This window comes from Rhodopseudomonas palustris BisB18 (assembly GCF_000013745.1).
Lineage (GTDB): Bacteria > Pseudomonadota > Alphaproteobacteria > Rhizobiales > Xanthobacteraceae > Rhodopseudomonas_A > Rhodopseudomonas_A palustris_F.
This window is the reverse complement of record NC_007925.1, coordinates 1,789,351-1,812,707: the sequence shown is the minus strand read 5'-3', so window position 1 is coordinate 1,812,707 and position 23,357 is coordinate 1,789,351. Positions and strand designations below refer to the sequence as shown.

The window sequence follows — 23,357 nt, the reverse complement described above, 5'->3', positions numbered from 1 at the left end:
TGTCGGATTTTAGTCAATCACCTAGTGAAGTAACAATCGTTCTCCAGACCGGGGTGCTTGCGATGTTCAATGATCAGCTTCTGGCCGGCCGGCGCATCCTCGTCACCGGCGGCGGCACCGGGCTCGGCAAGGCGATGGCGGCGAAATTCCTCAGCCTCGGCGCCGAGCTGCACATCTGCGGCCGCCGCAAGGGCGTTTGCGACGAGACCGCGACCGAGCTGATGGACGAATTCGGCGGCAAGGTGATGAGCTACGGCGTCGACATCCGCGACGCCGGTGCGGTCGACCACATGGTCGAGAGCATCTTCGAAGAAGCGCCGCTGACCGACCTGATCAACAACGCCGCCGGAAATTTCATCTCGCGGACGCAGGATCTCACCCCGCGCGGCTTCGACGCGGTGGCCAACATCGTGATGCACGGCACCTTCTACATGACCCACGCGGTCGGCAAACGCTGGATCGCGGGCGGCGATCGCGGCAATGTAGTGTCGATCACCACCACCTGGGTGCGCAACGGCAGCCCCTATGTGGTGCCCTCGGCGATGAGCAAATCGGCGATCCACGCCATGACGATGTCGCTCGCCGCCGAATGGGGCCGCTACGGCATCCGGCTCAATACAATTGCGCCCGGCGAAATTCCCACCGAGGGCATGAGCAAGCGCATCAAGCCCGGCGACGAGGCCGGCGCCAACACCATCCGGATCAATCCGATGGGCCGGGTCGGCACGCTTTCGGAATTGCAGAACGTCGCGGTGTTCCTGATTTCCGGCGGCTGCGACTGGATCAACGGCGAAACCATCGCGATGGACGGCGGCCAGGCCTTGGCGAGCGGCGGCAATTTCTATCAGCTGCGCGACTGGAGCGACGGCGAGTGGGCGGAGGCGCGCGATGCCATCAAGGCGCAGAACGACAAGGACCGCGCCGCGCGCGGCTGAGGCGGATGTTGCGCAACGGCAGCCGCAGCGCCGCCATCCTTCGCGGCGCTCCACCGCCTGCGATTAATCACCCCGCAAAAAAAGCGCGGATAGCAATCCCCGCGTTTTCGACGTCGCTTATTATCACCCCGTCCTCGCTCACGAGGGGCGCTTCTCGAGGGCGCTCATGAGGCGGAGCGAGGATGCGGTGTCCTGCGCGCGCGGTTCGCACCCGCAAGCCCGGGACGCCCCGGGTCGCCGTCCGGGCCTACTACGGGGCTCTGCCACTTGCTGGTTGGCTGGACGCGGGACAGGTGAAGGCGGGGAAAGCCCGCCGGATCGGCGGTGCGGAGTGCATCGCGCCTGTCCCCGGAAGCACGGTCCTGGGGTCGACAAATCCCGCGATGGAGCGCCGCAAGGCGTGCGCGGCCTTGCGCTGCTTGCGAGCAGCGCCGGGCAGCGCCACTCAATCACGGTTGCGCCTTGCGGCGCTCCGTCCCCCTCACCTGGCGAGGGGGGAACTAACAGCTCCCCTCGCGCAATGTCTTGCGCGAGAGCGACGGCGCGTGGGCTAAGAGTTATCGGACGTGGCTGTTTGACAATTGCATGGCGATGGATGGCGAGGCGCGTCGCCTGAAGCGTGTGACGCAAGCCGCGCGCCGTCATCCTGAAGGCCTGCCCGAAAAAGCCATCAATGAAATTCGGCGTTACCCCCGCCATTGCGAGGAGCTGTTGGTGCGAACGTCATCCTGAGGAGCCGGACTGCGCCCGCGCGGCGAAGCCCGGCGTCTCGAAGGATGGCCGCGCAGACAGCAGCCGCCACAGCGCCCCCAAGCGCCGGAACTACCTCCCTTGCCATCTTGTGTTTGCCGGCAAACCGCGTCACACTTTCCCCAACGCGATCATACTGCGACAAATAATAACAACGCGACCGAGGGGAGTTGAGATGTCCGAATCCGCGGAGCCGACGACGCTTGCCGACGTGGTCCGCGCGCAGGCCACGGCGCGCGGCGACGCCATCGCGTTCGAATTCGAGGGCAGGCGCACCAGCTTTGCGGCGCTCGACCGCCACAGCAACCGCGTCGCCCGCGCGCTGCTCGCCGCAGGTATCCAGCCCGGCCAGCGGATCAGCTATCTCGGCAAGAACAGCGACGTCTATTTCGAACTGCTGCTCGGCGCCATGAAGGCCAATGTGGTGATGGCGCCGGTGAACTGGCGGCTGGCGCCGCCGGAGATCGCCTTCATCGTCAACGATTGCCAGGCCGCGGCGCTGTTCGTCGGGCCGGAATTCGTCGCCGCCGTCGGCGCGCTGGCGGCGCAACTGCCCGGCGTCAAGACCTTCATCGCCACCGAGGGCGGCGCGGCGGAGTGGCCCGACTACGCGGCGTGGCGCGACGCGCAATCCGACGACGCCCCCGCGATCGCGCTTGGCCCGCGCGACGTCGCGATCCAACTCTACACCTCGGGCACCACCGGCCACCCCAAGGGCGCGATGCTGAGCCACGCCAATTTCCTGGCGCTGGTGCGGGCCGGCAAGGACGCCGAGCAACCGCAATGGAACCAATGGCGCGAGGACGACGTCTCGCTGGTGGCGATGCCGGTGTTCCACATCGGCGGCTCCGGCTGGGGCGTGATGGGGGTGTATCACGGCGTCAAGGGCGTGATCGCCCGCGAATTCGACCCGCACAAGATCCTGGATTTTTTCGGGACCTTCGGCATCACCCGGGTGTTCCTGGTGCCGGCGGCGATGCAGTTCGTGGTGCGGCAGCCGCGCGCCCGCGAGATGGATTTCTCGAAGCTGCGCTACATGCTGTACGGCGCCTCGCCGATCCCGGCCGCCTTGCTGAAAGAATGCCTCGCGCTGTTCAAATGCGGCTTCGTGCAGATGTACGGCATGACCGAGACCACCGGCACCATCGTGGCGCTGCCGCCGGAGGATCACATCGAGGGCTCGGAGCGGATGCGCGCCGCCGGCAAAGCGCTGCCCGGCGTCGAACTGGCGATCCTCGATCCCGACGGCAACAGGTTGCCGCCGCGGCAAGTCGGCGAGATCGCCACCCGCTCCGGCTGCAACATGGTCGGCTACTGGAACCTGCCGGACGCCACCGCCAAGACCATCGACGCCGACAACTGGCTGCGCACCGGCGATGCCGGCTATCTCGACGAGGACGGCTACCTCTACATCCACGATCGCATCAAGGACATGATCATCTCCGGCGGCGAGAACATCTATCCCGCCGAGGTCGAGAGCGCGCTCAACGACCATCCCGACATCGCCGAAGTCGCGGTGGTCGGCGTACCCGACGAGATCTGGGGCGAAGCGGTCAAGGCGGTGGTGGTGATGAAGCCCGGCAAGCAAGCCAGCGCCCACGACGTCATCGCCTTCGCGCACCAACGCATCGCCAAGTTCAAATCGCCGCGCACGGTGGACTTCATCGCCGCGCTGCCGCGCAACGGCGCCGGCAAGATCCTGCGCCGCGCGCTGCGCGAGCCCTATTGGGCCGGCAAGCAGCGCCGGGTGAACTGAGCGGGGGCCGACCCGGAACCGCGCAACGCCCGCGATAAGTATCCGGCGTTCCAACCTACTACTTTAGACGCATGTAGGTCGTCAGGTCGTTAGCTGCGAATTCCGCGCCCCGGAGAGTGACAGCTGATTAGCTGTCGCACGTAGCGTCACATTGTCGCGAACGGGTTGTGAAGCAAGGCTGCTACGCGCATTTCGGTGATGACTTTCGGTTGCGCGGCCGCCATGTTCGCGTGGGGCAAGAAACGATTCTGGGGGCGAAATGACTCTGCAGTTCTCCACGGTGACGCACCGCGGACGCATCACCATTGTGACGCTGTCGCGGCCGGAGGTGATGAACGCGCTGCACAGCGACGCGCATTTCGAGCTGCATCAAGTGTTCAACGAGTTCGCCAACGATCCCGAGCAATGGGTCGCGATCGTCACCGGTGCCGGCGACAAGGCGTTCTGCGCCGGCAACGATCTGAAATGGCAGGCCGCCGGCGGCCGCCGCGGCTGGGATTCCAGCGGCTTTGCCGGGCTCACCGCGCGGTTCGACTGCGACAAGCCGATCATCGCCGCGGTCAACGGCGTGGCGATGGGCGGCGGCTTCGAGGCGGCGCTGGCCTGCGACCTGATCGTCGCTTCGGAGAACGCGGTGTTCGCGCTGCCGGAGCCGCGCGTCGGGCTTGCCGCGCTGGCCGGCGGGCTGCATCGGCTGCCGCGGCAGATCGGGCTGAAGCGGGCGATGGGCATGATCCTCACCGGGCGCAACGTCACCGCCCGCGAGGGCTTCGAGCTCGGCTTCGTCAACGAGGTGGCGCCGGCCGGCGAAGCCCTCGCCGCAGCCGCGCGCTGGGCGGAGACGATCTGCAAGAACTCGCCGATGTCGATCCGTGCCTCGAAACAGGCCATTCAACGCGGCTCGATGGTGTCGCTGCAAGAGGCGATCGGCGATCAGCGCGACTATCCGGCGGTGCGGGCGATGGTGGCATCGCAGGACTACATCGAGGGGCCGAAAGCCTTCGCGGAGAAACGCGCGCCGAGATGGGTGGGGAAATAACACGAGGCCGTGGACGCACGGCGCACGCAGACTAAGCTACATGATAGACGTCATCCTGAGCAGCCCGGCATAGCGCGCAGCGCGTAGCCGGGCGTCTCGAAGGATGCGCCGCACGCACTCATCGCGCCATCCTTCGAGACGCCGCGCGAAGTCGCGCGGCTCCTCAGGATGACGGCGCGTGACGCGCTGAAGGCAGCTCGTTCAACTACCGGCCCTGAAATTTCGCCGCGCGTTTTTCCAGAAACGCACCGACGCCTTCCTTGAAGTCCGCGGTGGCGCCGGCGATGCGCTGCGATCGGCATTCCAGGTCGAGCTGCTGCTCGTAGCAATTCTCCGCGCTGTCCCAATACAATTTTCGGATCAAGGCCAGCGCCACGGTCGGGCCGTTCGCCAAGTCGTGCGCGAGCTTGATGGTCTCGTCCCACAGCGCCGCGTCGTCATGGACCCGGTTGACCAAGCCCCATTGCAACGCGGTCTCCGCCGGCAGCTTGTCGCCGAGCAGCGACAATTCCACCGCCCGCGCCTTGCCGATCAGCCGCGGCAACAGCCAGGTCGAGCCGCAATCCGGCACCAGCCCGATGCGGCGGAACGCTTGCAGGAAATACGCCGAGCGCGCGCACAGGATCATGTCGCCCATCAGCGCAAAGCTCATTCCGGCGCCGGCCGCGGCGCCATTGACCGAGGTGACGATCGGGCAATGCCAATTGCGCAGGCGGCGCAGCAACGGATGGAACGCGGTCTCCAGCGCCGCACCGGTGTTGACCTTGCCGGGCTTGTTCAGGCGACCCTGCAGATTGGCGCCGGTGCAGAACGCCCGGCCGGCGCCGGTGAGCACCAGGCAGCGCACTTTCGCCTTGTCGTCCTCGATCGCGTCCAGCGCTTCGGCGAGTCCGCCGAGCATCTCGACCGACATCGCGTTCATCACCTCCTGATGGTCGAGCTTCAGGATCGCCACCGCGCCGTCGACGTCGAGTGTCACGTGTTTGAACTGCATGGTTTCCTCTGCTGCTTCGCGCGGTTGATTTCGCGCGATGGAATTTTTGTGCAAGCCGCACCGCATCTTCGAGTTTTCCCGCGCGCTTGTCCACGACGCGCCGGCATCAGGCGGAGGTCTCGCCTCAGCCGCGCTCGCCGGCGCGGGTGACGATGCGGATCTCCGAGGTCAGGGTGCGGTGTACCGGACACTTGTCGGCGATCTGCATCAATCTGTCACGCTGCCCCGCATCGAGCACCCCGTCGAACCAGATCAGCCGCTCGATCCGGTCGAGCATCCCGGCCTTGGTCTCGCACGCGGCGCAGTCCTCGGCGTGGATCCTGCTGTGGGCCAGCGACACCGTGACCCGGTCGAGCGGCAGCGCCTTGCGGTCGGCATAAAGCCTTATCGTCATCGCCGTGCAGGCGCCGAGCGCGGCGAGCAACAGATCATACGGCCCGGGACCGGAATCGTCGCCGCCGGCCTCCTTGGGCTCGTCGGCGGTGATGCGGTGCGGGCCGAGCGCGATCGATTGCAGAAACTTGCCCTGCCGGGTCTCGCGCACCACGACGCGGCGCGGCTCCATCACCTCGTCGGACGGCGCCGGCTGCGGCACCGGATCGAGATAGCGCTCAGCCCAGGCGGCGATCAGATCGGCGACGTAGCTGGTGTCGCGCCGGTCGGTCAGAAGATGATCGGCGCCCTCCAGCGAGACGAAGCTCTTCGGATGTTTCGCCGCGACGAAGATTTTGGTGGCGTTGTCGATGCCGACGGTGTCGTCGGCCGGCGCGTGCAGGATCAGCAGCGCCTTGCGCAACGTCGCGACCGAGGCCAGCAGATTGTGCTCGGCGATGTCGTCGAGGAACTGGCGGGTGATGGTGAACGGCCGCCCCGCCAGCGACACCTCGACCGCGCCGCTGGTGCGAATGGCCTCGAGCTCTCCGGCAAACAGTTTGGTGACGTGGGCCGGGTCCGAGGGCGCGGCGATCGTCACCACCGCTTTGGCCTCGGGAATTTTCGCCGCCGCGGCCAGCACCGCGGCGCCGCCGAGGCTGTGGCCGATCAACAGCGCCGGCGCCTGGTACTCGGCGCGCAGATGATCGGCGGCGAGCACCAGGTCGGCGACGTTGGAGGAGAACGTCGCATTGGCGAAATCGCCCTCGCTGTTGCCGAGCCCGGTGAAATCGAACCGCAGCACCGCGATGCCTTGCGCGGCGAGCGAAAGCGCGATCCGCCGCGCTGCCAGCCCGTCCTTGGCGCAGGTGAAGCAATGCGCCAACAGCGCGTAAGCGCGCGGCGCGGTATCCGGCAGGTCGAGCGCGGCGGACAATTCGACGCCGTCGCTGCCGGGAAAACGAAAACGCTCAATCGGCACGGCGGGGCTCCATTTGGATGGGCGGCATTCTGTGAAAGGCGTGATGGCTTTCGCGTTGCGGCGTCTGATCCCAACCTCGAAGTCTATCGTAGCGGCGCGGCATCCGCACCCTCTCCGCGTGCGGGGAGAGGTGACGCCCTGCCCGCATTGGGCACTGCGGCGCAGCCCGCGGCATCATCGTCTCAGTCCCCCGAATAGCGCTGCTCCAGCCAGGGGTCGCCGCGGTTGTGATAGCCGCGCACCTCCCAATAGCCCGGCGCGTCGGCGGCGACGAATTCGATGCTCTGGATCCACTTGGCACTTTTCCAGAAATACAGCTGCGGCACCACGAGGCGCACCGGGCCGCCGTGCTCCTGGGTCAGCGGCGCTCCGGACCAGGCCTGCGCCAGCAACGCATCCTCCGCGGCGAAATCTTCCAGCGCCAGATTGGTGGTGTAGCCGTCGTAACTATGCAGCAGCACGTGGCGCGCCTCGGCGTGCGGCCGGCATGCCGCCAGCAGCTCGCGCGTCGGCAGCCCCTGCCATTGGTTGTCGTAGCGCGACCAGGTGGTGACGCAGTGGATGTCGGAGACGAACTGCGCCTGCGGCTGCGCCATGAACTGCGAGAAATCCCAGAATTGCGGCGCCGCCACCGCGCCATGAACATCGAGCCGCCAGCGCTCGCGGCCGATCTGTGGCACCACGCCGAGGTCGAGCACCGGCCAGTCGCGGGTCAGATGCTGGCCGGGCGGCAGCCGCTGCTCGGCAGGCCGCGCGGTGCGGCCCGTGAGAAACTTGCCCTCGCGCGCCCAGCGTTGCTTGCTCTGGGTCAGTTTGGACTCGGACGACGGCGCGGTCTCGTCGGTCATGGTCGCTGCTCCTTCGCGCGGTGCTGCGATCCTGAGTGTGTCATATCGACCGCGCCGCCACAGGCGCGCGGCGATCACATTTGCGCGGGGTGCGCGCCGGCTGACGGCGCCGGGCGCGGATCGATCGGGGTGGAGCCACGCAGCCCCAGAATATCCTCCAGGACGCGGGCGCCGGCCAGTAGCCGCGCCTCGCCGCGCGGCGGCGCCACGATCTGCAAGCCCACCGGCAAGCCGGTGGCGGTGAAGCCGCACGGCAGCGACAGCGCCGGACAACAGACCAGGGTGATCGCATAGACGATCGCCAGCCACTCGACGTAGTTGTCGAAGCTGTGGCCGTCGCATTCGGCGACGTAGCGGTTCTCGATCGGGTACGGCGCCACGATGGTGGCCGGCGTCAGCAGCAGATCGTAGGTCTGGAAAAATTCCAGCGTGCGCGCGGTCATCGCCACGCGCTGCGCTTCGGCGCGCGCCAGATCGTCGACCGTGAGCTTGAGCCCCTGCTCGATATTCCACACCACTTCCGGCTTCAGCTGGTCGCGGCACTCGCGCAGCAATGTCGCCTTGCTGATCGCGAAATCGAACGCGCGCAGCACTTGAAAACACTCGTGCGCTTCGCGCAGATCCGGATGCGCCAATTCCACCGCAACGCCGGCATCGGCAAAACGCAACGCCGCCTTGCGGGTGATCGCGGCGACCTCCGGATCGACCGGGGTGATGCCGAGGTCGGGCGAATAAGCGACGCGCTTCGGCGGCGCGCCGTAACGCGCGGCGCGGCGGAACGAGTCGCGCGGCGACGGCAGCGACAACGGGTCGGCTTGCTGTTCGCCGCTCATCGCGTCGAGCAACAGCGCGAGGTCCTCGACATTGCGCGCCATCGGACCGGCCACGCCGAGCGTGCGATCGATCTTGGCGGCCGGGGTGTGGGCGACGCGGCCGATGCTCGGCCGCATCCCGACGACGCCGCAGAAGCTCGCCGGGTTGCGTAGCGAGCCGCCCATGTCGGTGCCCTGCGCCAGCCAGGCCGTGCCGGTGGCGAGCGCCACCGCGGCGCCGCCGGAGGAGCCCGCGGCGGAGCGCGACAGATCCCAGGGATTGCGGGTGGCGCCGAACAGTTCGTTGAAGGTGTTAGCGCCGGCGCCGAATTCCGGGGTGTTGGACTTGGCGTAGATCACCGCGCCGTTGGCTTCGAGATGCTCGACCATCAGGTCGGAGCGCGCCGGGATGTGATCCTTGAAGATCTTGGAGCCCTGCGTCGACAGCACACCCTCGACGTCGCTGAGATCCTTGATCGGCAGCGGCAGGCCGGCGAGCAATCCGCGCTCGCCGCGCGGCCGCTGCATCAATGCGTCGGCGTGGCGGCGGGCGCGCTCGAAGCAGCGCGTCGGCAACGCGTTGACCGCGCCGTCGACGGCCGCGATCCGCGCCTCCAACGCATCGAGCAGTTGCAGCGGCGTGACTTCGCCAGCGTTGAGCTTGTCGACGACGTCGCACGCCGTCGCCCGGATCAGTTCGTCAGATGTCACGCGCGTCCCCCCACGTCTCGATGCAGGCTGGTGCATGACGTGGCGGCACGTCAACCACCGCCGCTGCATGAGCGCTGCGCAGAAACACGTCAGATGTCCAACATGAGGTTGTTTCGAGCACCCGTCCGCCGTGCGGGATCAGGCGAGCAGCACGGTGATGTCGGTGGTTTGGCGCAATTTTTCCAGCGCCTTCGAGAGTTGTTCGAGGATCACCGGCGCCAGGCTCAGCGTCGGCTCGTCGAGGATCAGGATCTTCGGTTGCATCATCAGCGCGCGGCCGATCGCCAGCATCTGCTGCTCGCCGCCCGACAATGTCTGCGCCATCTGCTTTGGCGTTCCTGCAGAATCGGAAACAGTTCGAACAGCCTGCCGATCTGCTTGGCGCGCTTGGCGTCGCTGAGATGATGACCGCCGAGATCGAGATTTTCCCGCACGCTCATCTTACCGAACAATTCGCGGCTTTCCGGGCATTGCACGATGCCGCTGCGGGCGATCTTGGCGGGGCTACCGCGCCGAGGCGGCAGCGAGCATCCCTGTTGAAGATGATCGTGTCGGACAACCGGGATCCCTTTTCGGGATCATGCTCCAGCTATCCTTCCGCCACGATCCGCCGGCAATGCTGCAGCGCCGCCTCGACCAGATTGGCGCTGGCCTCCGGGGTGCGAAACGCGGAATGCGCCGACAGCGTGACGTTGGGCAGCCGCGTCAGCGGATGATCGGCCGGCAAGGGTTCGGTGTCGAACACGTCGAGCCCGGCGTGGCGCAGATGCCCGGACTGCAACGCCTCGATCATCGCCGTCTCGTCGACCAGCGCGCCGCGCGCGGTGTTGACCAGGATGGCGCCGGGCTTGATCGCGGCGATCCGCTGGCGCGAGAGAAAGCCGCGGGTCTCGTCGTTGAGCAAGAGATGCAGCGACACCACGTCGCTTTGCGCCAGCAGCGTATCGATGTCGACGAAGCTCACGCCCTCGCATTGCTTTGGCGTCCTATTCCAGGCGATCACCTTCATGCCGGAGCCCTGCGCGATCCGCGCCACCTCGGCGGCGATGCCGCCGAAGCCGATCAGCCCGATGGTCTTGCCGGTGAGCTGCACGCCGTCCTGGCGCAGCCAATGCCCGGTGCGGATGCCGCGATCCATCGTCGCCAGATTGCGGGCGCCGGCCCACATCAGCGCGATCGCGGATTCCGCCACCGCGGTGTCGCCATAGCCGCGGATCAGATGCACCGCGATGCCGAGTTCGGCGAGTTCCTCCGGATTCATGTAGCTGCGCGCGCCGGTGCCGAGAAACACCACGTGTTTCAGGCCGATGCATTGCCGCGCGATCTCGGTCGGCAGCGCGGTGTGGTCGATGATGGCGATCGCCGCGCGGCCGAACAACACGCGCGGCAATTGCTGCGGCGTGACGTCGGGATCGCGGTTGATGATGATCGGCAGATCGAGCGGGTTGGAGATCGTCTCGAACAGATCCGCGAGCGTTTCGCTGGCATCGACAAAAACGGCGTGCACGGCGCGCTCCGCCGCTTACTTCGCCACGCCGGCGAGCGCCAGCACGGTATGCAGCAGCACGTTGGCACCGGCGCCGCAATCGGCCTCGGTGGCGTCTTCCAATTCGTTGTGGCTAACGCCGTCCTTGCACGGCACGAAGATCATCGCCGCCGGCATTGCGGTGGCGAGGTTGCAGGAGTCGTGGCCGGCGCCGGAAGTAATGCGGCGATGGCTGTAGCCGAGCTCGCCGGCGGCTCGCTGCACCGCGTCGACCAGCTTGGCGTCGAAATGCGTCGGCTCGATCCGCCACACCAGATCGAGCGGGATTTCGACCTTGCGGCGGCCGGCGATCTCCGCCGCGGCAGCGCGCAAATTCTTGTCGAGCGCATCCATGATCGACGCGTCGGCGCTGCGCATGTCGATGGTGAAGGCGATCTCGCCGGGAATGACGTTGCGCGATGGCCGCGCGATCGCCGCTTCGCCGATGGTGCCGACCGCGTTGGGGCCGAGTTCGGTAGCGATCCGCTCCACCGCAAGCACGATCTCGGAAAGCGTCGCCAGCGCGTCGCGGCGCAGCCGCATCGGCGTCGAGCCGGCGTGGCTTTCGAAGCCCACGATCTGGCCATCGTACCACAACACGCCCTGCCCGGAATCCACCACGCCGATGGTCTTGCCTTCGGCTTCCAGGATCGGGCCTTGTTCGATATGCAGCTCGACGAAGCTGGTGAATTTCTGCGTCCCGACCGCCTCGCTGCCGCGATAGCCGATGCCGTCGAGTGCCGCGGCGACGCTGATGCCCTCGCCGTCCTTGCGCGCCAAAATGTCCTCGACGGTGAAGTCGCCGACATAGGCCGCCGATCCCATCATCGCCGGCGCGTAGCGCGAGCCTTCCTCGTTGGTCCAGTTGGCGACGCACAAAGGCAGCTCGGTCTCGATGCCGGCGTCGTTCAGCGTGCGCACCACTTCGAGGGCGGCGAGCGAACCGAGAATGCCGTCGAACTTGCCGCCGGTCGGCTGGGTGTCGAGATGCGAGCCGAGCCCGATCGGCGGCTTGCTCATGTCGCGGCCACGGCGCAGCGCGAACATGTTGCCGAGCGCATCGACATGCACCTCGCAGCCGGCGGCCTCGAGCGCTTGGCGAAACCAGTCGCGGACCTGCTTGTCTTCGGCGCTCAGCGTCAGCCGCCGCACCCCGCCCTTCGGCGTGCCGCCGAATTTCGCGGTGTCGTTGATCGTGCTCCACAGCCTTGCGGAATCGATTTGCAGATTGGAGGCGAGCTTGCTCATGCGAATGTCCAGATTGCGATTCGCGTCATCGATCGGACGGTGCATTGTCCATGGCGTGGCGACGGCGCCGCGTCAACCGATCGGTTCGCGCGACGGCTGCTTGGCCGCGGGCTGCGACTGCGGCTGCGGCTTGGCGGGCGCCTGGCCGGCAAAGCCGCCGACCTCGGCGATCTCGGTGGCGAGATGGGCGACGCGTTCCACCGCGGTGGTGTCGGCCGAATCCAGCCAGCTCGCCGAAAACGTCAGCGGCGGAATATGCAGGTCGGTCTTCAACAGTTGCAGCCGGCCGTCGCCGAGTTCGGCTTCGACGATGTCGGTGGGAATCACCGCGATGCCCAATCCCTCCACCGCCATGTGAATCACGGTGGCCAGCGACGCGCTGGCGTGCAGCCGGATCGGCGGCAGCTCCGGCCGGTTGAACAGCGAGCGGATGGTCTCGTAAGGCTGCGACTTGCGCGGGAAGGTGATGATCGGATGTTTGGCGAGATCGCGCAGCGTCAGCGTTGCGTCGCCGAGCCCGAGCGATGGGCTGGCCAGGAAGCCGACCGGATACTCGCACAACAGCCGGTTGCGCACCGTGGGGTCCGGCAGCGGCCCGAGCAGGAAGGCCAGGTCGATTTCCTGCGCCATCAACCGGGCGCGCAGATCCGGGGTGATCTCGACTTCGATTTCCAGCGACAGGTTGGGATAGGCGCGGTTGACGCTCTTGATCAGCTGCGGCAGCCAGGTGTGCACGATGGTCTCGGCGACGCCGAGCCGCAGCACGCCGCGCATCGCCGAGCGATCGCCGACCACCGCCAGCATTTCGGAGCGCAGCCCGATCAGCTTTTCGGCATAGACCATCATCTGCCGACCGCTCGGCGTCGGCGACGCGCTGCGATGGTCGCGCTGCAGCAGCTTGACGCCGAGTTCGCGTTCCAACTGGGCGATGCGTTGCGAAATCGCCGGCTGCGTGGTGTTGAGTTTTTGCGCGGCGCCGCGGAAGCTGCCGAGCGTCACCACCCATAAGAAGGTCTCGATCGCTTTGAAGTCAGCCATTTGCAGGCACCTTTTGCCAGATAAAAGAATTTTATCGACATTGATCAGAAGAGAAGATTAGACTTTATAGTAGGCCTAGGCTCCATTGCTGTCGAGATAATAGGCAGGATCTTTCCATGACCGTTTTGACGGCACCGGGGTTTTCCGGTGCAGCCCCAACGTTGCCATCGGTTGCCGCGCGGCTCGCCTGCCGGGCGGGAAATGCCGAGCAGACCGCGGGACTTGCCCCGGGTTACGTGCAGGGCAATCTGGCTATCTTACCGGAAAACTTGGCAGCGTCGTTCCACCGATTTTGTCAGCAGAACCCAAAACCGTGTCCGATTATCGGCATGTCCGAGGTCGGCGACCCGAAAATTCCCTCGCTCGGCCTCGACCTCGATATCCGCACCGACCTGCCGCGCTACCGGGTGTGGCGCGACGGCGAAATGGTCGATGAGCCGACCGATATCATGGCACACTGGCGTGAAGATCTGGTTGCCTTCGTGATTGGCTGCTCGTTTTCGTTCGAGGAAGCCTTGATGGCCGACGAGTTGCCGATCCGCCATATCGAACAGGGCGTTCGCGTGCCGATGTACCGCACCAACATCGCTTGCGCGCCGGCGGGCCCATTCGCCGGTCCGATGGTGGTGTCGATGCGGCCGCTGAAGCCCAAGGACGCGATCCGCGCGGTGCAGATCACCTCGCGGTTTCCCTCGGTGCATGGCGCCCCGGTGCATCTCGGCCTGCCGCAATCGATCGGCATCAAAGACATCGCCAAACCGGATTACGGTGACCCGGTGCAGATCAAAGACGACGAAATTCCGGTATTCTGGGCCTGCGGGGTCACCCCGCAAGCGGTGATCGCTGCGGCACGGGTGCCGTTCGCGATCACCCATTCGCCCGGATTGATGCTTGTCACCGACCTCAAGAACAAGCAGCTTGCCGTTCTTTGAGGCTTTCACTCTCATCCGAAGTATCTCATCGCTATCGCCGGCAAAAAGGATCACCGCATGATTATCGATCGCCGTAACGTATTGCTCGGAGGCGCCGCCTCGCTCGCTCTGCTGCCGCTGGCCGCACGTGCACAGACCTCGGAAGTGGTGATCGGCGTGATCTATCCGCTGTCCGGCGCCTCGGCGCAGATCGGCGTCGACGCGCAGAAGGCGTTCGAGACCGCCGCCGACCTGATCAACAAGAACTACGATTTCGATCTGCCGCTGGCCAAGGGCGAAGGCCTCTCCGGGCTCGGCGGCGCCAAGGTGCGGCTGGTGTTCGCCGACCATCAGGCCGATCCGCAGAAGGGCCGCGCCGAAGCCGAGCGCCTGATCACCCAGGACAAGGTCTGCGCCATCGTCGGCACCTATCAGAGTTCGGTCGCGGTCACCGTCAGCCAGATCTGCGAGCGCTATCAGATCCCGTTCATTTCCGCCGACAACTCCTCGCCGAGCCTGCATCGCCGCGGTCTCAAATTCTATTTCCGCCCGGCGCCGCACGACGAGATGTTCTCCACTGCGATGTTCGATTTCTTCGACGCGCAGAAGAAGAAGGGTCACAAGATCGAGACCCTGGCGCTGTTCCACGAGGACACCATCTTCGGCACCGACTCTTCGAACGCGCAGCTCAAGCTCGCCGCCGAGCGCGGCTACAAGGTGGTGGTCGACATCAAGTACCGCGCCAATTCGCCATCGCTGACCGCCGAAGTGCAGCAGCTCAAGGCGGCCGACGCCGACGTGCTGATGCCGTCGAGCTACACCACCGACGGCATTCTTCTGATCAAGACCATGGGCGAACTCGGCTACAAGGCCAAGAACATCGTGGCGCAGGACGCCGGCTTCTCCGAAAAGGCGTTGTACGACGCGGTCGGCGACAAGATCCCGGGCGTGATCTCGCGCGGCTCGTTCTCGCTCGATCTGGCGGCCAAGCGGCCGATGGTCGGCAAGATCAACGACCTGTACAAGGAACGCTCCGGCAAGGACTTCAACGACTATTCGTCGCGGCAGTTCATGGGGCTGATCGTGATGGCGGACGCCATCAACCGCGCCAAGTCGACCGACGGCGAGAAGATCCGCGACGCGCTGGTCGCCACCGACCTGCCGGGCGAGCAGACCATCATGCCGTGGAGCCGGGTCAAGTTCGACGACATGGGACAGAACAACTTCGCCGATCCGGTGCTGCTGCAGTATAACGGCGGCAAGTTCGTCACCGTGGCGCCGCCGCAGGCCGCGGTGGCGGAAGCCATCTGGCCGATGAAGTAACCGGCTGAGCGGGCTGCTGCCATGACAAATCTGCTCGGCATCGGGGCCTGTCCAGTGCCGCGTCATCACGAGGCGCTCGCCGCACTTGCGGCGAGCCTCGAAGGATGCGCGGAGACCAGTTGCGGTCATCCTTCGAGGCGCGCAAGAAAGCGCGCGCACCTCAGGATGACGGCGTTTTTCTCGGAGCAAAGCCTTTGACCACTGCCACCATCATCCAATCGCTCGCCAGCGGCCTGCTGATGGGCCTGTTGTACGGCCTGATCGCCGCGGGTCTCGCGCTGATCTTCGGGCTGATGGACGTGGTGAACTTCGCCCATGGCGAATTCCTCATGATCGCGATGTACGTCACCTTCTTCCTGTTCGCGTTCTTCGCGATCGACCCCCTGCTTGCCGCGCCGTTGGTCGCGGCGGCGTTGTTCGTGTTCGGCGCGGTGGTCTATCTCTTGGTGGTGAGGTTCGCGATGCGGGCCAAGGCCAACGTCGGCATGGTGCAGATCTTCGCCACCTTCGGGCTCGCGATCGTGATGCGCGGCCTCGCCCAGTTCTTCTTCACGCCGGACTATCGCAGCATTCCGCATTCCTGGCTCGGCGGCCAGACCATCTCGCTCGGCGGCGTGTTCCTGCCGGTGCCGCAGCTGGTCGGCGCCGGGGTCTCGATCCTGGCGTTTACCGCGCTGTTCTTCTTCATCAAGAAGACCGACTTCGGCCGTGCGCTGGAGGCCACCCGCGAGGACGCCGGCGCGGTGGCGCTGGTCGGCATCGACAAGAACCGGGTGTTCGCGCTGGGCTGGGGTCTCGGCGCGGCTCTGGTCGGCCTTGCCGGTGCGATCATGGCGATGTTCTTCTACATCTATCCCGACGTCGGCGCCTCGTTCGCGCTGATCGCCTATGTCACGGTGGCGCTCGGCGGCTTCGGCAGCGTGTTCGGCGCCTTCGCCGGCGGCATCATCGTCGGCCTCGTCGAGGCTTCCACCGCGCTGTTGTTGCCGCCGTCGTTGAAATCGGTCGGCATCTACGCGGTGTACCTCCTGGTGGTGTTCATTCGGCCGCGCGGCCTGTTCGGATCGATCTGATGGACAACAGCTTCGCCCAACGCCGACGTCGCGACCTGCTGCTCGCCGCCGGCTTCACCGCGGTGGCCGCCCTGGTTCCGTTATTCGTCAAGGACGTCTACGTCCAGAACATCATGGTGCTGACGCTGATGTATGCGGCGCTGTCGCAGAGCTGGAACATTCTCGGCGGCTATTGCGGCCAGATCTCGCTCGGCCACGCGCTGTATTTCGGCCTCGGCGCCTACACCACCGCGCTGTTGTTCACCAAATTCGGCGTGCTGCCGTGGTTCGGCATGATCAGCGGCGGACTGATCTCTGCAGTGATCGCGATGGCGCTGGGCTATCCCTGCTTCCGGCTGCGCGGGCATTACTTCGTCATCGCCACCATCGTGATCGCCGAGATCGCCTATCTGTTGTTCCTGAACTGGGACTGGGCCGGCGCAGCCCTGGGCATCGACATCCCGGTACGCAAGGACTCCTGGACGACGTTCCAGTTCACCCGCAGCAAACTGCCCTACTTCTACTTCGCGCTGGGGTTCTGCGTGGTCGCCTGGCTGGTCACCTTCTGGCTGCAGGATTCCAAGTGGGGCTATTGGTGGCGCGCGGTGAAAGACAATCCCGACGCCGCCGAAAGCCTCGGCGTGGTGGTGTTCAATTCCAAGATGGGCGCCGCCGCGGTGTCGGCGTTCCTCACCGCGGTCGGCGGCAGCTTCTATGCGCAGTTCGTCTCCTACATCGATCCGGAAAGCGTGATGAGCTTCCACTTCTCGCTGCTGATGGCGCTGCCGGCGGTGCTGGGCGGCATCGGCACGCTGTGGGGACCAGTGCTCGGCGCGGTGATACTGATCCCGCTCACCGAACTGACCCGCTCCTTCATCGGCGGCTCCGGCCGCGGCGTCGACCTGATCGTCTATGGCACCTTGATCGTGCTGATCGCGCTGGCGCGGCCGGAAGGGCTGATCGGATTGTTCTCGCGCAAACGCAAGGGAGCCAGCCGATGACCGCATTGTTGGAAACCAAAGGCGTCTGGCAGCGCTTCGGCGGCCTGGTTGCGAATAGCGACATCTCGATCGCGGTCGAGCCCGGCGAGATCGTCGGACTGATCGGGCCGAACGGCGCCGGCAAATCGACGCTGTTCAACCTGATCGCCGGCGTGCTGCCGCCGACCCAAGGGTCGATCCTGTTCAACGGCGAAGACGTCACCCGGCTGCCGGCGGCGCAACGCTGCCAGCGCGGCATCGCCCGCACCTTCCAGGTGGTGAAGAGCTTCGAGACCATGACGGTGATCGATAATGTCGTGGTTGGCGCCTTGATCCGCACCACGGTGATGCGCGAGGCCCGCCGCAAGGCCTATGAGGTCTTGGAATTCACCGGGCTCGCGGCGCGCGCCAACGTGCTGGCCAGCGAACTCATTCCCTCGGAGAAGCGCCGGCTCGAGGTCGCCCGCGCGCTCGCCACCGAGCCGAAGCTGCTCTTGCTCGACGAGGTGTTGACTGGCTTGACGCCGCTCGAGGCGCAGACCGGCGTCGAACTGGTGCGCCGGGTGCGCGCCACCGGCGTCACCGTGTTGATGGTGGAACATGTCATGGAAATCGTAATGCCGCTGGTCGATCGCGCCATCGTGCTCGATCTCGGCAAGGTGCTGGTCGAAGGCAAGCCGGCCGATATCGTTCGCGATCCGAAAGTTATCAGCGCCTATTTGGGAGATCGTCATGCTGTCGGTGCATGAGGTCACCACCTCGTATCAGGGGCTGGTCGCGATTTCCGAAGTCAGCATCGAGATCGCCAAGGGCGAGGTCGTGCTGGTGGCGGGCGCCAACGGCGCCGGCAAATCGACGCTGGTGAAATCGATCGCCGGCGCCGAACGGCCGCGCACCGGCATGGTGACGTTCGACGGCCAGCGCATCGACGGGCTGCAGCAGCACGTCATCACCGCGCGCGGCATCGCCTATGTGCCGGAGAACCGCCGGCTGTTTCCGCGGCTGTCGGTGGCCGACAATCTGCGGCTCGGCAGCTACATGTTCCGCCACGAGGCGGACCGCGACGGCCCGCTCGATCTGGTGTTCGAATTGTTTCCCCGGCTGCAGGAGCGGCTCGAGCAGCGCGCCGAAACGTTGTCCGGCGGCGAACAACAGATGCTGGCGATCGGCCGCGCGCTGATGACCCGGCCGCGGCTGTTGATGCTCGACGAGCCGTCGCAGGGCATCATGCCGAAACTGGTCAGCGAAATCTTCCAGGCGGTGAAGAAGATCCGCGACGCCGGCATGACGGTGTTGATCGTCGAGCAGCGCATGGCGGAATGTCTGGAGATCGCCGACCGCGCCTACATCCTGCGCACCGGCAAGGTCTTGATGCAGGGCACCGCCGCCGAAATCGGCGACAACCCCGACGTCCGCAAGGCGTATCTCGGGCTGTAGTTCACCTCGCTCCGCACCCGCCGTCATCCTGAGGAGCCCGGCGAAGCGCGCAGCGCAAAGCCGGGCGTCTCGAAGGATGGGCCGCAAGCACCTGTTGCCGCATCCGTCGAGGCTCGCCGCAAGAGCGGCTTCGCGCCTCAGGATCACGACGCTCAGGTTGATGTCGCGTCATGCTCATCCAGATGCCCCGGCACCGTCAGCCCGAAGGTCGCGATCAGATCGCCGACCTGCGCCGGCGTCAGATAGCGCGGGTTGAGGCCGCGTAGCAGCCGATAGAGTTTCGCGCTCGTCAGCCCGCGCTCGAACAGCGAGCTGCCGAGTCGGCAGATCTGGTCGCGCAACCTGGCTTCGGTCATGGCGTGTCGCTTCGCGACGCATGCTTGGTCGCAAATCGCGTTTTGGCAAGCCCGCGCCGCCGGCGCGCGGCTGCCCGGCGACACCTAAGTCATCAGCGCGCTTCAGGATCCCCCGGTCGCGCGATGACGCCACCATGCCTGATGCAGGGGAGATTCAGCGGCAGCCTTGCTGGCAGATTTCAGCACCGGAATCCAATTCCGCCGCATCCCGACCGGAGCGCTTCGCGGTCGACGCCGGCGCAAAAAAAGGCCCGCAACCGCGGGCCTCGAGCATCCGATATCGAAGAAGCGCTCAGGCGGTCTTGCTGTAGACCTTGTCAAGGTTGTCCTGTGCGGTTCTGGCGCTGTCGGTGACCAGTCTGCCGAGATATTCGGTGGCCGACTTGGCGCGCGAGATCAGAACTTCACCCTGCGAGCGAACCAGATCGGATTGGATCTGCACCACTTCGTTGACCGACTTGGCGGAGGCAAGCTTGTCGATGCCCGCGAAGAACGCTTCCGCGTCCTGATAAATCGCGTGCTGGATGTTGCGGCTGATCTTGGCGGCTTCGGCGACCGAGTTCGACACCGCGCTCTCGATCACGGCGGTGACTTTCTCGGAGCCGGCGTGGATGTCGGCGGCCTTTTCCTTGGCGGTGCCGGCGGCCCGCTTGACGAAGTCGCGGGTGGCTTCCGGAACGTCCAGATTCTGGATGTTCTTCAGCGCGTCGGTGACCGGGGTGAAGGCCTGATTGACGCTGTCCAGCACCGCAGTGTCGGACTGGGTCTCGCGCTGGTAAGACGTATGGGTTTCATCGTTCATGGGCTTCCATCCTCGGTGTAGAGCTATGGTTTTTTTCCCGTCCTGAGTGGCCCGGGCCACCGTGTTATCTCATGGTTAATGGTGCGCTGCAACATTGGATGGTGCGCCGCGGCAGTCACATTTACGTGAACTCTGATGGAAATGCACGCCTGGGTGGTTCGGCCGATCCCTCAGCCAAGCGTCCTGGTCATGGGCGAAGGCTTTATGGCCCTTTCGCCGCAGGCGGTCGTTTGCCGCGCGGCGGTTTGGACGACGCGGGCATCTCAGGTCCGGGAGACGTCACGGCACCTTGCATCTGCTGCAGCAGCTGCGTGATCTCGTGCAATTGGGTTTCGATCGCCTCGAGCCGCGCGCCAAAATCGCTGAGCTGGGCGCGGCTCGGCAGGTTCATACCGGTCAGATAACGCTCCATCAGCTCGCCGAGTTGCTTCTGCGCGTCGGCGGAGACGCCACCGACTTCGGTGATCACCTTGTTGAATTCCGGCGACGCCATCGCCTGGTGAGCGAAGGCCTGGACGCCCTTCGACATCTCGCCCAGCATGTTGCGCCACAGCTCGGTTGGGTCGCTGGCTTTGGCCATTGGCGGCTCCCTCGGTGGACGGCGGCTGCCGTGTAAGCCCCTTCTGGATATTCGATACGGTTGCAATGGTGCGGTCAATATCGCGGTTGTGCTGCGGCAGCATGCAGCTTCTGCGGCGGGCTTTCCTGCGATAGGTTTTCGCAACAATTTGGAGGTCTCGGTGAACGACGTTCCGCATCAGCCGCCGCAACTGGCCAAGGCCAACGGTATCGAGGTCTGCTACGAGATCTTCGGCGCCACCGATGCCGAGCCGCTGCTCCTGATCATGGGGCTCGGCGCCCAGATGATCCTGTGGGACGATGAGTTCTGCCGGCAGCTCGCCCACCGCGGCTTCCGGGTGATCCGCTTCGACAACCGTGACATCGGCCATTCCAGCAAGTTCTCCGGTGAGAAGCGGCTGACCGCGACGGAGTTGTTCAAGCAGCGCTTCCTGCACATTCCGATCGCCGCGCCCTATCGGCTGCAGGACATGGCCAACGATGTGGCCGGCCTGCTCGACGCACTCGGCATCGCTTCGGCGCATATCGTCGGCGCCTCAATGGGCGGCATGATCGCGCAGGAAACCGCGATCCTGCATCCAGAGCGGGTGCGCACGCTGACCTCGATCATGTCGACCACCGGCAATCCGCGGCTGCCCTATCCGACCCGCGAGGCCGCCGCGATGCTGATGGCGCCGCCGCCGACCACCCGCGAGGCCTACATCGCCCGTTTCGCGCAGACCTGGAAGGTGCTGCGGGTCGGTCACTTTCCGCAGGACGAAGCCAAGGACCGCGAACGCGCCGAGCGCAGTTTCGCGCGCGGGCTCAATCCGGCGGGCGTGGCACGGCAGTTGCGCGCGGTGCTGGCGTCGGGCAATCGCAGGGCGCGGCTGCGTCAGATCAAGGCGCCAACCCTGGTCATCCACGGCAGCGTCGATCCGTTGGTGCGCCCGGCGGCCGGCAAGGACACCGTGGCGGCGATCCCCGGCGCCAAGTGGCTGTTGATCGACGGCATGGGCCACGCGCTGCCGATGCCGATGTGGCGCACCATCATCGAGGCGATCGCCAAACACGCGCATGGGGCAAAAGCGGCGTGATGCTGAGGCGCTCTCTGACCACGTCCTCGCAATGACGGGGTTAACGCCGAATTTCATTGATGGCTTTTTCGGTCCGGCATTCAGGATGACGGCGCGCGGCTTGCGTCAAGCGCTTCAGGCGACGCGTCGCGCCTCGCCATCCATCGCCATGCAAATTGTCAAACAGCCACGTCCGATAACGATCAGCCCACGCGCGATCGTTCTCGCGCAACGCCTTGCGCGAGGGGAGCTGTTAGTTTCCCCCTCGCCAGGTGAGGGGGACGGAGCGCCGCAAGGCGCAACCGTGATTGAGTGGCGCTGCCCGGCGCTGCTCGCAAGCAGCGAAAGGCCGCGCACGCCTTGCGGCGCTCCATCGCGGGATTTGTCGACCCCAGGACCGTGCTTCCGGGGACAGGCGCGATGCACTCCGCACCGCCGATCCGGCGGGCTTTCCCCCGCCTTCACCTGTCCCGCGTCCAGCCAACCAGCAAGTGGCAGAGCCCCGTAGTAGGCCCGGACGGCGACCCGGGGCGTCCCGGGCTTGCGGGTGCGAACCGCGCGCGCAGGACACCGCATCCTCGCTCCGCCTCATGAGCGCCCTCGAGAAGCGCCCCTCGTGAGCGAGGACGGGGTGATCATAAGCGACGTCGAAAACGCGGGGATTGCTATCCGCACTTTTTTTGCGGGGTGCGTCGCCCTGGATGGCTTCGTCGCAAAAGCTGCTCGCCATGACGCGTTGACGCCTGATTTTATTGATCGCTTTTTGGTCAGACACTCAGGATGACGTGGAACTTGGAGCTGCTCTCGCTCTGCCCTACCCGAACCGCCGGCGCCGCCATTCGATCAGCTTGGCGCTGACTTCGTCGGGCTTTTCCTGCTGGGTCCAGTGGCCGCAGTCGCGCACCAGATATTTCTCCAGATCCGGCACCAGCTTTTCCATGCCGTCGGCCGCGGACGGCGGCAGCACCGCGTCGTTCTCGGCCATGATCATCAGCGACGGCACCCGCACGATGAGATCGAGATCGGCCGAGCGCTGCCAGTTGCGCGTCATGTTGCGATACCAGTTGATGCCGCCGGTGAAGCCGGTGGCGCTGTAGGTATCGACGAACACCTGCTTTTCCTGCGGCGACAGGATCGGCTCGCGCGTGTCGCGGCTGGCGTCATAGGCCAGCACCATCTGCGGAAACGCCAGATTGGGTTTCGCCGCGTCGCCGTCGGCTGCCGCGAGGCCCTCGGCCACAACGCCCTGTTTGCGCGGCAGCGGCTTCTTCATGAAAACGTCGAAGGTCTGCTCTACCCGGCTGGCGAAGATCCGGTCCGGCTCGCGCGCCGGATCCTGAAACTGCACGATGTACATGCTGTCGCCGAACCGCTTGCGGAAAATTGCGACAGGATCGTTCGGCGGCCGCGCGGTGTGCGGGGTGTTGATGCCGACCACGCCGGCGACGCGGGTCGGATGCCGTAGCGGCATCTGCCAGACCACGAAGCCGCCCCAGTCGTGGCCGACGAAAATCGCCTTGTCGATGGCGAGATGATCGAGCAGCCCGACCAGATCGCCGGTGAGTTGCTCGATGTCGTAGGCCTCGACCGGTTGCGGCCGATCGCTTGCGCCAAAGCCGCGCTGGTCCGGCGCGATCACCCGGATGCCGGCTTCGCTCAGCGCCTTGATCTGGTGCCGCCAGGAAAACGCCAGCTCCGGCCAGCCATGGCACAGCACCAGCGGCGGGGTGTCGGTGGCCGGCCCGGCGTCGTAGTAGCCGATCCGGATTCCGTTGCTCGACGCAAATTGCAGCGGCGGCATCTCGATCATCGCAACTCCTCCCAACACATTCTTCGCCGCGCCTTCAGGCGC

General features: G+C 65.8%; 21 protein-coding genes and 2 pseudogenes. 11 read left to right on the top strand and 12 right to left on the bottom strand.

What is annotated here, in order from left to right; genetic code table 11:
* Nucleotides 1-62 precede the first annotated feature (62 nt).
* From RPC_RS08400 to RPC_RS08390, 4 genes are all read left to right on the top strand, one after another.
* Nucleotides 63-935 (top strand): SDR family oxidoreductase, encoded by an 873-nt coding sequence (locus RPC_RS08400; protein ID WP_011472141.1) that lies wholly within the window; start codon nucleotides 63-65, stop codon nucleotides 933-935.
* A gap of 585 nt (nucleotides 936-1,520) precedes the next feature.
* A complete protein-coding gene (locus RPC_RS26075) occupies nucleotides 1,521-1,667 on the top strand; it encodes a hypothetical protein (RefSeq protein WP_157043159.1) in 147 nt (48 codons plus the stop codon).
* A 193-nt stretch (nucleotides 1,668-1,860) separates the two neighbouring features.
* Complete coding sequence (locus RPC_RS08395; RefSeq protein ID WP_011472140.1) at nucleotides 1,861-3,441, top strand: fatty acid--CoA ligase; 1,581 nt, start codon at nucleotides 1,861-1,863, stop codon at nucleotides 3,439-3,441.
* Nucleotides 3,442-3,700: 259 nt separating this feature from the next.
* On the top strand, nucleotides 3,701-4,480 hold the full coding sequence (locus tag RPC_RS08390; protein WP_011472139.1) for an enoyl-CoA hydratase-related protein: 780 nt from the start codon (nucleotides 3,701-3,703) through the stop codon (nucleotides 4,478-4,480).
* Between the two features lie 205 nt (nucleotides 4,481-4,685).
* Here RPC_RS08390 and RPC_RS08385 read toward each other — a convergent pair whose 3' ends face one another.
* The 8 genes and pseudogenes from RPC_RS08385 to RPC_RS08350 form a co-directional block, all read right to left on the bottom strand.
* On the bottom strand, nucleotides 4,686-5,474 hold the full coding sequence (locus tag RPC_RS08385) for an enoyl-CoA hydratase/isomerase (protein WP_041801567.1): 789 nt from the start codon (nucleotides 5,472-5,474) through the stop codon (nucleotides 4,686-4,688).
* 124 nt (nucleotides 5,475-5,598) lie between these two features.
* A complete protein-coding gene (locus RPC_RS08380; protein WP_011472137.1) occupies nucleotides 5,599-6,828 on the bottom strand; it encodes a bifunctional alpha/beta hydrolase/OsmC family protein in 1,230 nt (409 codons plus the stop codon).
* Between the two features lie 182 nt (nucleotides 6,829-7,010).
* Nucleotides 7,011-7,676: a sulfite oxidase-like oxidoreductase gene (locus RPC_RS08375; RefSeq protein WP_011472136.1), complete on the bottom strand. Its 666-nt coding sequence runs from the start codon at nucleotides 7,674-7,676 to the stop codon at nucleotides 7,011-7,013.
* A 74-nt stretch (nucleotides 7,677-7,750) separates the two neighbouring features.
* On the bottom strand, nucleotides 7,751-9,235 hold the full coding sequence (locus RPC_RS08370) for an amidase (RefSeq protein WP_208855638.1): 1,485 nt from the start codon (nucleotides 9,233-9,235) through the stop codon (nucleotides 7,751-7,753).
* A gap of 108 nt (nucleotides 9,236-9,343) precedes the next feature.
* Nucleotides 9,344-9,714: pseudogene (locus tag RPC_RS25430) on the bottom strand (ATP-binding cassette domain-containing protein); the annotation flags it as partial.
* Nucleotides 9,715-9,788: 74 nt separating this feature from the next.
* A complete protein-coding gene (locus RPC_RS08360; RefSeq protein ID WP_011472134.1) occupies nucleotides 9,789-10,706 on the bottom strand; it encodes an NAD(P)-dependent oxidoreductase in 918 nt (305 codons plus the stop codon).
* A 15-nt stretch (nucleotides 10,707-10,721) separates the two neighbouring features.
* Nucleotides 10,722-11,972, bottom strand: coding sequence for a Zn-dependent hydrolase (locus RPC_RS08355; RefSeq protein WP_041802589.1), 1,251 nt, complete (start codon nucleotides 11,970-11,972; stop codon nucleotides 10,722-10,724).
* Nucleotides 11,973-12,044: 72 nt separating this feature from the next.
* Nucleotides 12,045-13,010 (bottom strand): LysR family transcriptional regulator, encoded by a 966-nt coding sequence (locus RPC_RS08350; RefSeq protein ID WP_011472132.1) that lies wholly within the window; start codon nucleotides 13,008-13,010, stop codon nucleotides 12,045-12,047.
* Nucleotides 13,011-13,126: 116 nt separating this feature from the next.
* Here RPC_RS08350 and RPC_RS08345 point away from each other — a divergent pair, with 116 nt between their 5' ends.
* From RPC_RS08345 to RPC_RS08320, 6 genes are all read left to right on the top strand, one after another.
* Nucleotides 13,127-13,942, top strand: coding sequence for a putative hydro-lyase (locus tag RPC_RS08345; protein ID WP_011472131.1), 816 nt, complete (start codon nucleotides 13,127-13,129; stop codon nucleotides 13,940-13,942).
* 57 nt (nucleotides 13,943-13,999) lie between these two features.
* Nucleotides 14,000-15,244, top strand: a complete 1,245-nt coding sequence (locus tag RPC_RS08340; protein WP_011472130.1) for an ABC transporter substrate-binding protein — start codon at nucleotides 14,000-14,002, stop codon at nucleotides 15,242-15,244.
* Nucleotides 15,245-15,438: 194 nt separating this feature from the next.
* Nucleotides 15,439-16,317 carry a branched-chain amino acid ABC transporter permease gene (locus RPC_RS08335; RefSeq protein WP_011472129.1) on the top strand — a complete coding sequence of 293 codons (879 nt, stop codon included), beginning with the start codon at nucleotides 15,439-15,441 and terminating at the stop codon, nucleotides 16,315-16,317.
* Nucleotides 16,317-17,297, top strand: a complete 981-nt coding sequence (locus RPC_RS08330; RefSeq protein WP_011472128.1) for a branched-chain amino acid ABC transporter permease — start codon at nucleotides 16,317-16,319, stop codon at nucleotides 17,295-17,297. The genes RPC_RS08335 and RPC_RS08330 overlap by 1 nt, the downstream gene beginning before the upstream one ends.
* Nucleotides 17,294-18,025: an ABC transporter ATP-binding protein gene (locus tag RPC_RS08325; RefSeq protein WP_011472127.1), complete on the top strand. Its 732-nt coding sequence runs from the start codon at nucleotides 17,294-17,296 to the stop codon at nucleotides 18,023-18,025. The genes RPC_RS08330 and RPC_RS08325 overlap by 4 nt, the downstream gene beginning before the upstream one ends.
* Nucleotides 18,009-18,713 carry an ABC transporter ATP-binding protein gene (locus tag RPC_RS08320; RefSeq protein WP_011472126.1) on the top strand — a complete coding sequence of 235 codons (705 nt, stop codon included), beginning with the start codon at nucleotides 18,009-18,011 and terminating at the stop codon, nucleotides 18,711-18,713. Before RPC_RS08325 ends, RPC_RS08320 begins: the two co-directional genes overlap by 17 nt.
* Before the next feature lie 152 nt (nucleotides 18,714-18,865).
* Here the strand turns inward: RPC_RS08320 and RPC_RS08315 are convergent.
* From RPC_RS08315 to RPC_RS08305, 3 genes and pseudogenes are all read right to left on the bottom strand, one after another.
* A pseudogene (locus RPC_RS08315) lies at nucleotides 18,866-19,000 on the bottom strand (aldolase); the annotation flags it as partial.
* Nucleotides 19,001-19,361: 361 nt separating this feature from the next.
* Nucleotides 19,362-19,871 (bottom strand): phasin, encoded by a 510-nt coding sequence (locus tag RPC_RS08310; RefSeq protein WP_011472124.1) that lies wholly within the window; start codon nucleotides 19,869-19,871, stop codon nucleotides 19,362-19,364.
* Nucleotides 19,872-20,073: 202 nt separating this feature from the next.
* Nucleotides 20,074-20,451 carry a hypothetical protein gene (locus RPC_RS08305; protein WP_011472123.1) on the bottom strand — a complete coding sequence of 126 codons (378 nt, stop codon included), beginning with the start codon at nucleotides 20,449-20,451 and terminating at the stop codon, nucleotides 20,074-20,076.
* Nucleotides 20,452-20,611: 160 nt separating this feature from the next.
* Between RPC_RS08305 and RPC_RS08300 the strand changes: the two genes are divergently transcribed.
* Nucleotides 20,612-21,526, top strand: coding sequence for an alpha/beta fold hydrolase (locus RPC_RS08300; RefSeq protein WP_011472122.1), 915 nt, complete (start codon nucleotides 20,612-20,614; stop codon nucleotides 21,524-21,526).
* Between the two features lie 793 nt (nucleotides 21,527-22,319).
* Here RPC_RS08300 and RPC_RS08295 read toward each other — a convergent pair.
* Nucleotides 22,320-23,315, bottom strand: a complete 996-nt coding sequence (locus tag RPC_RS08295) for an alpha/beta fold hydrolase (RefSeq protein WP_011472121.1) — start codon at nucleotides 23,313-23,315, stop codon at nucleotides 22,320-22,322.
* Nucleotides 23,316-23,357 lie beyond the last annotated feature (42 nt).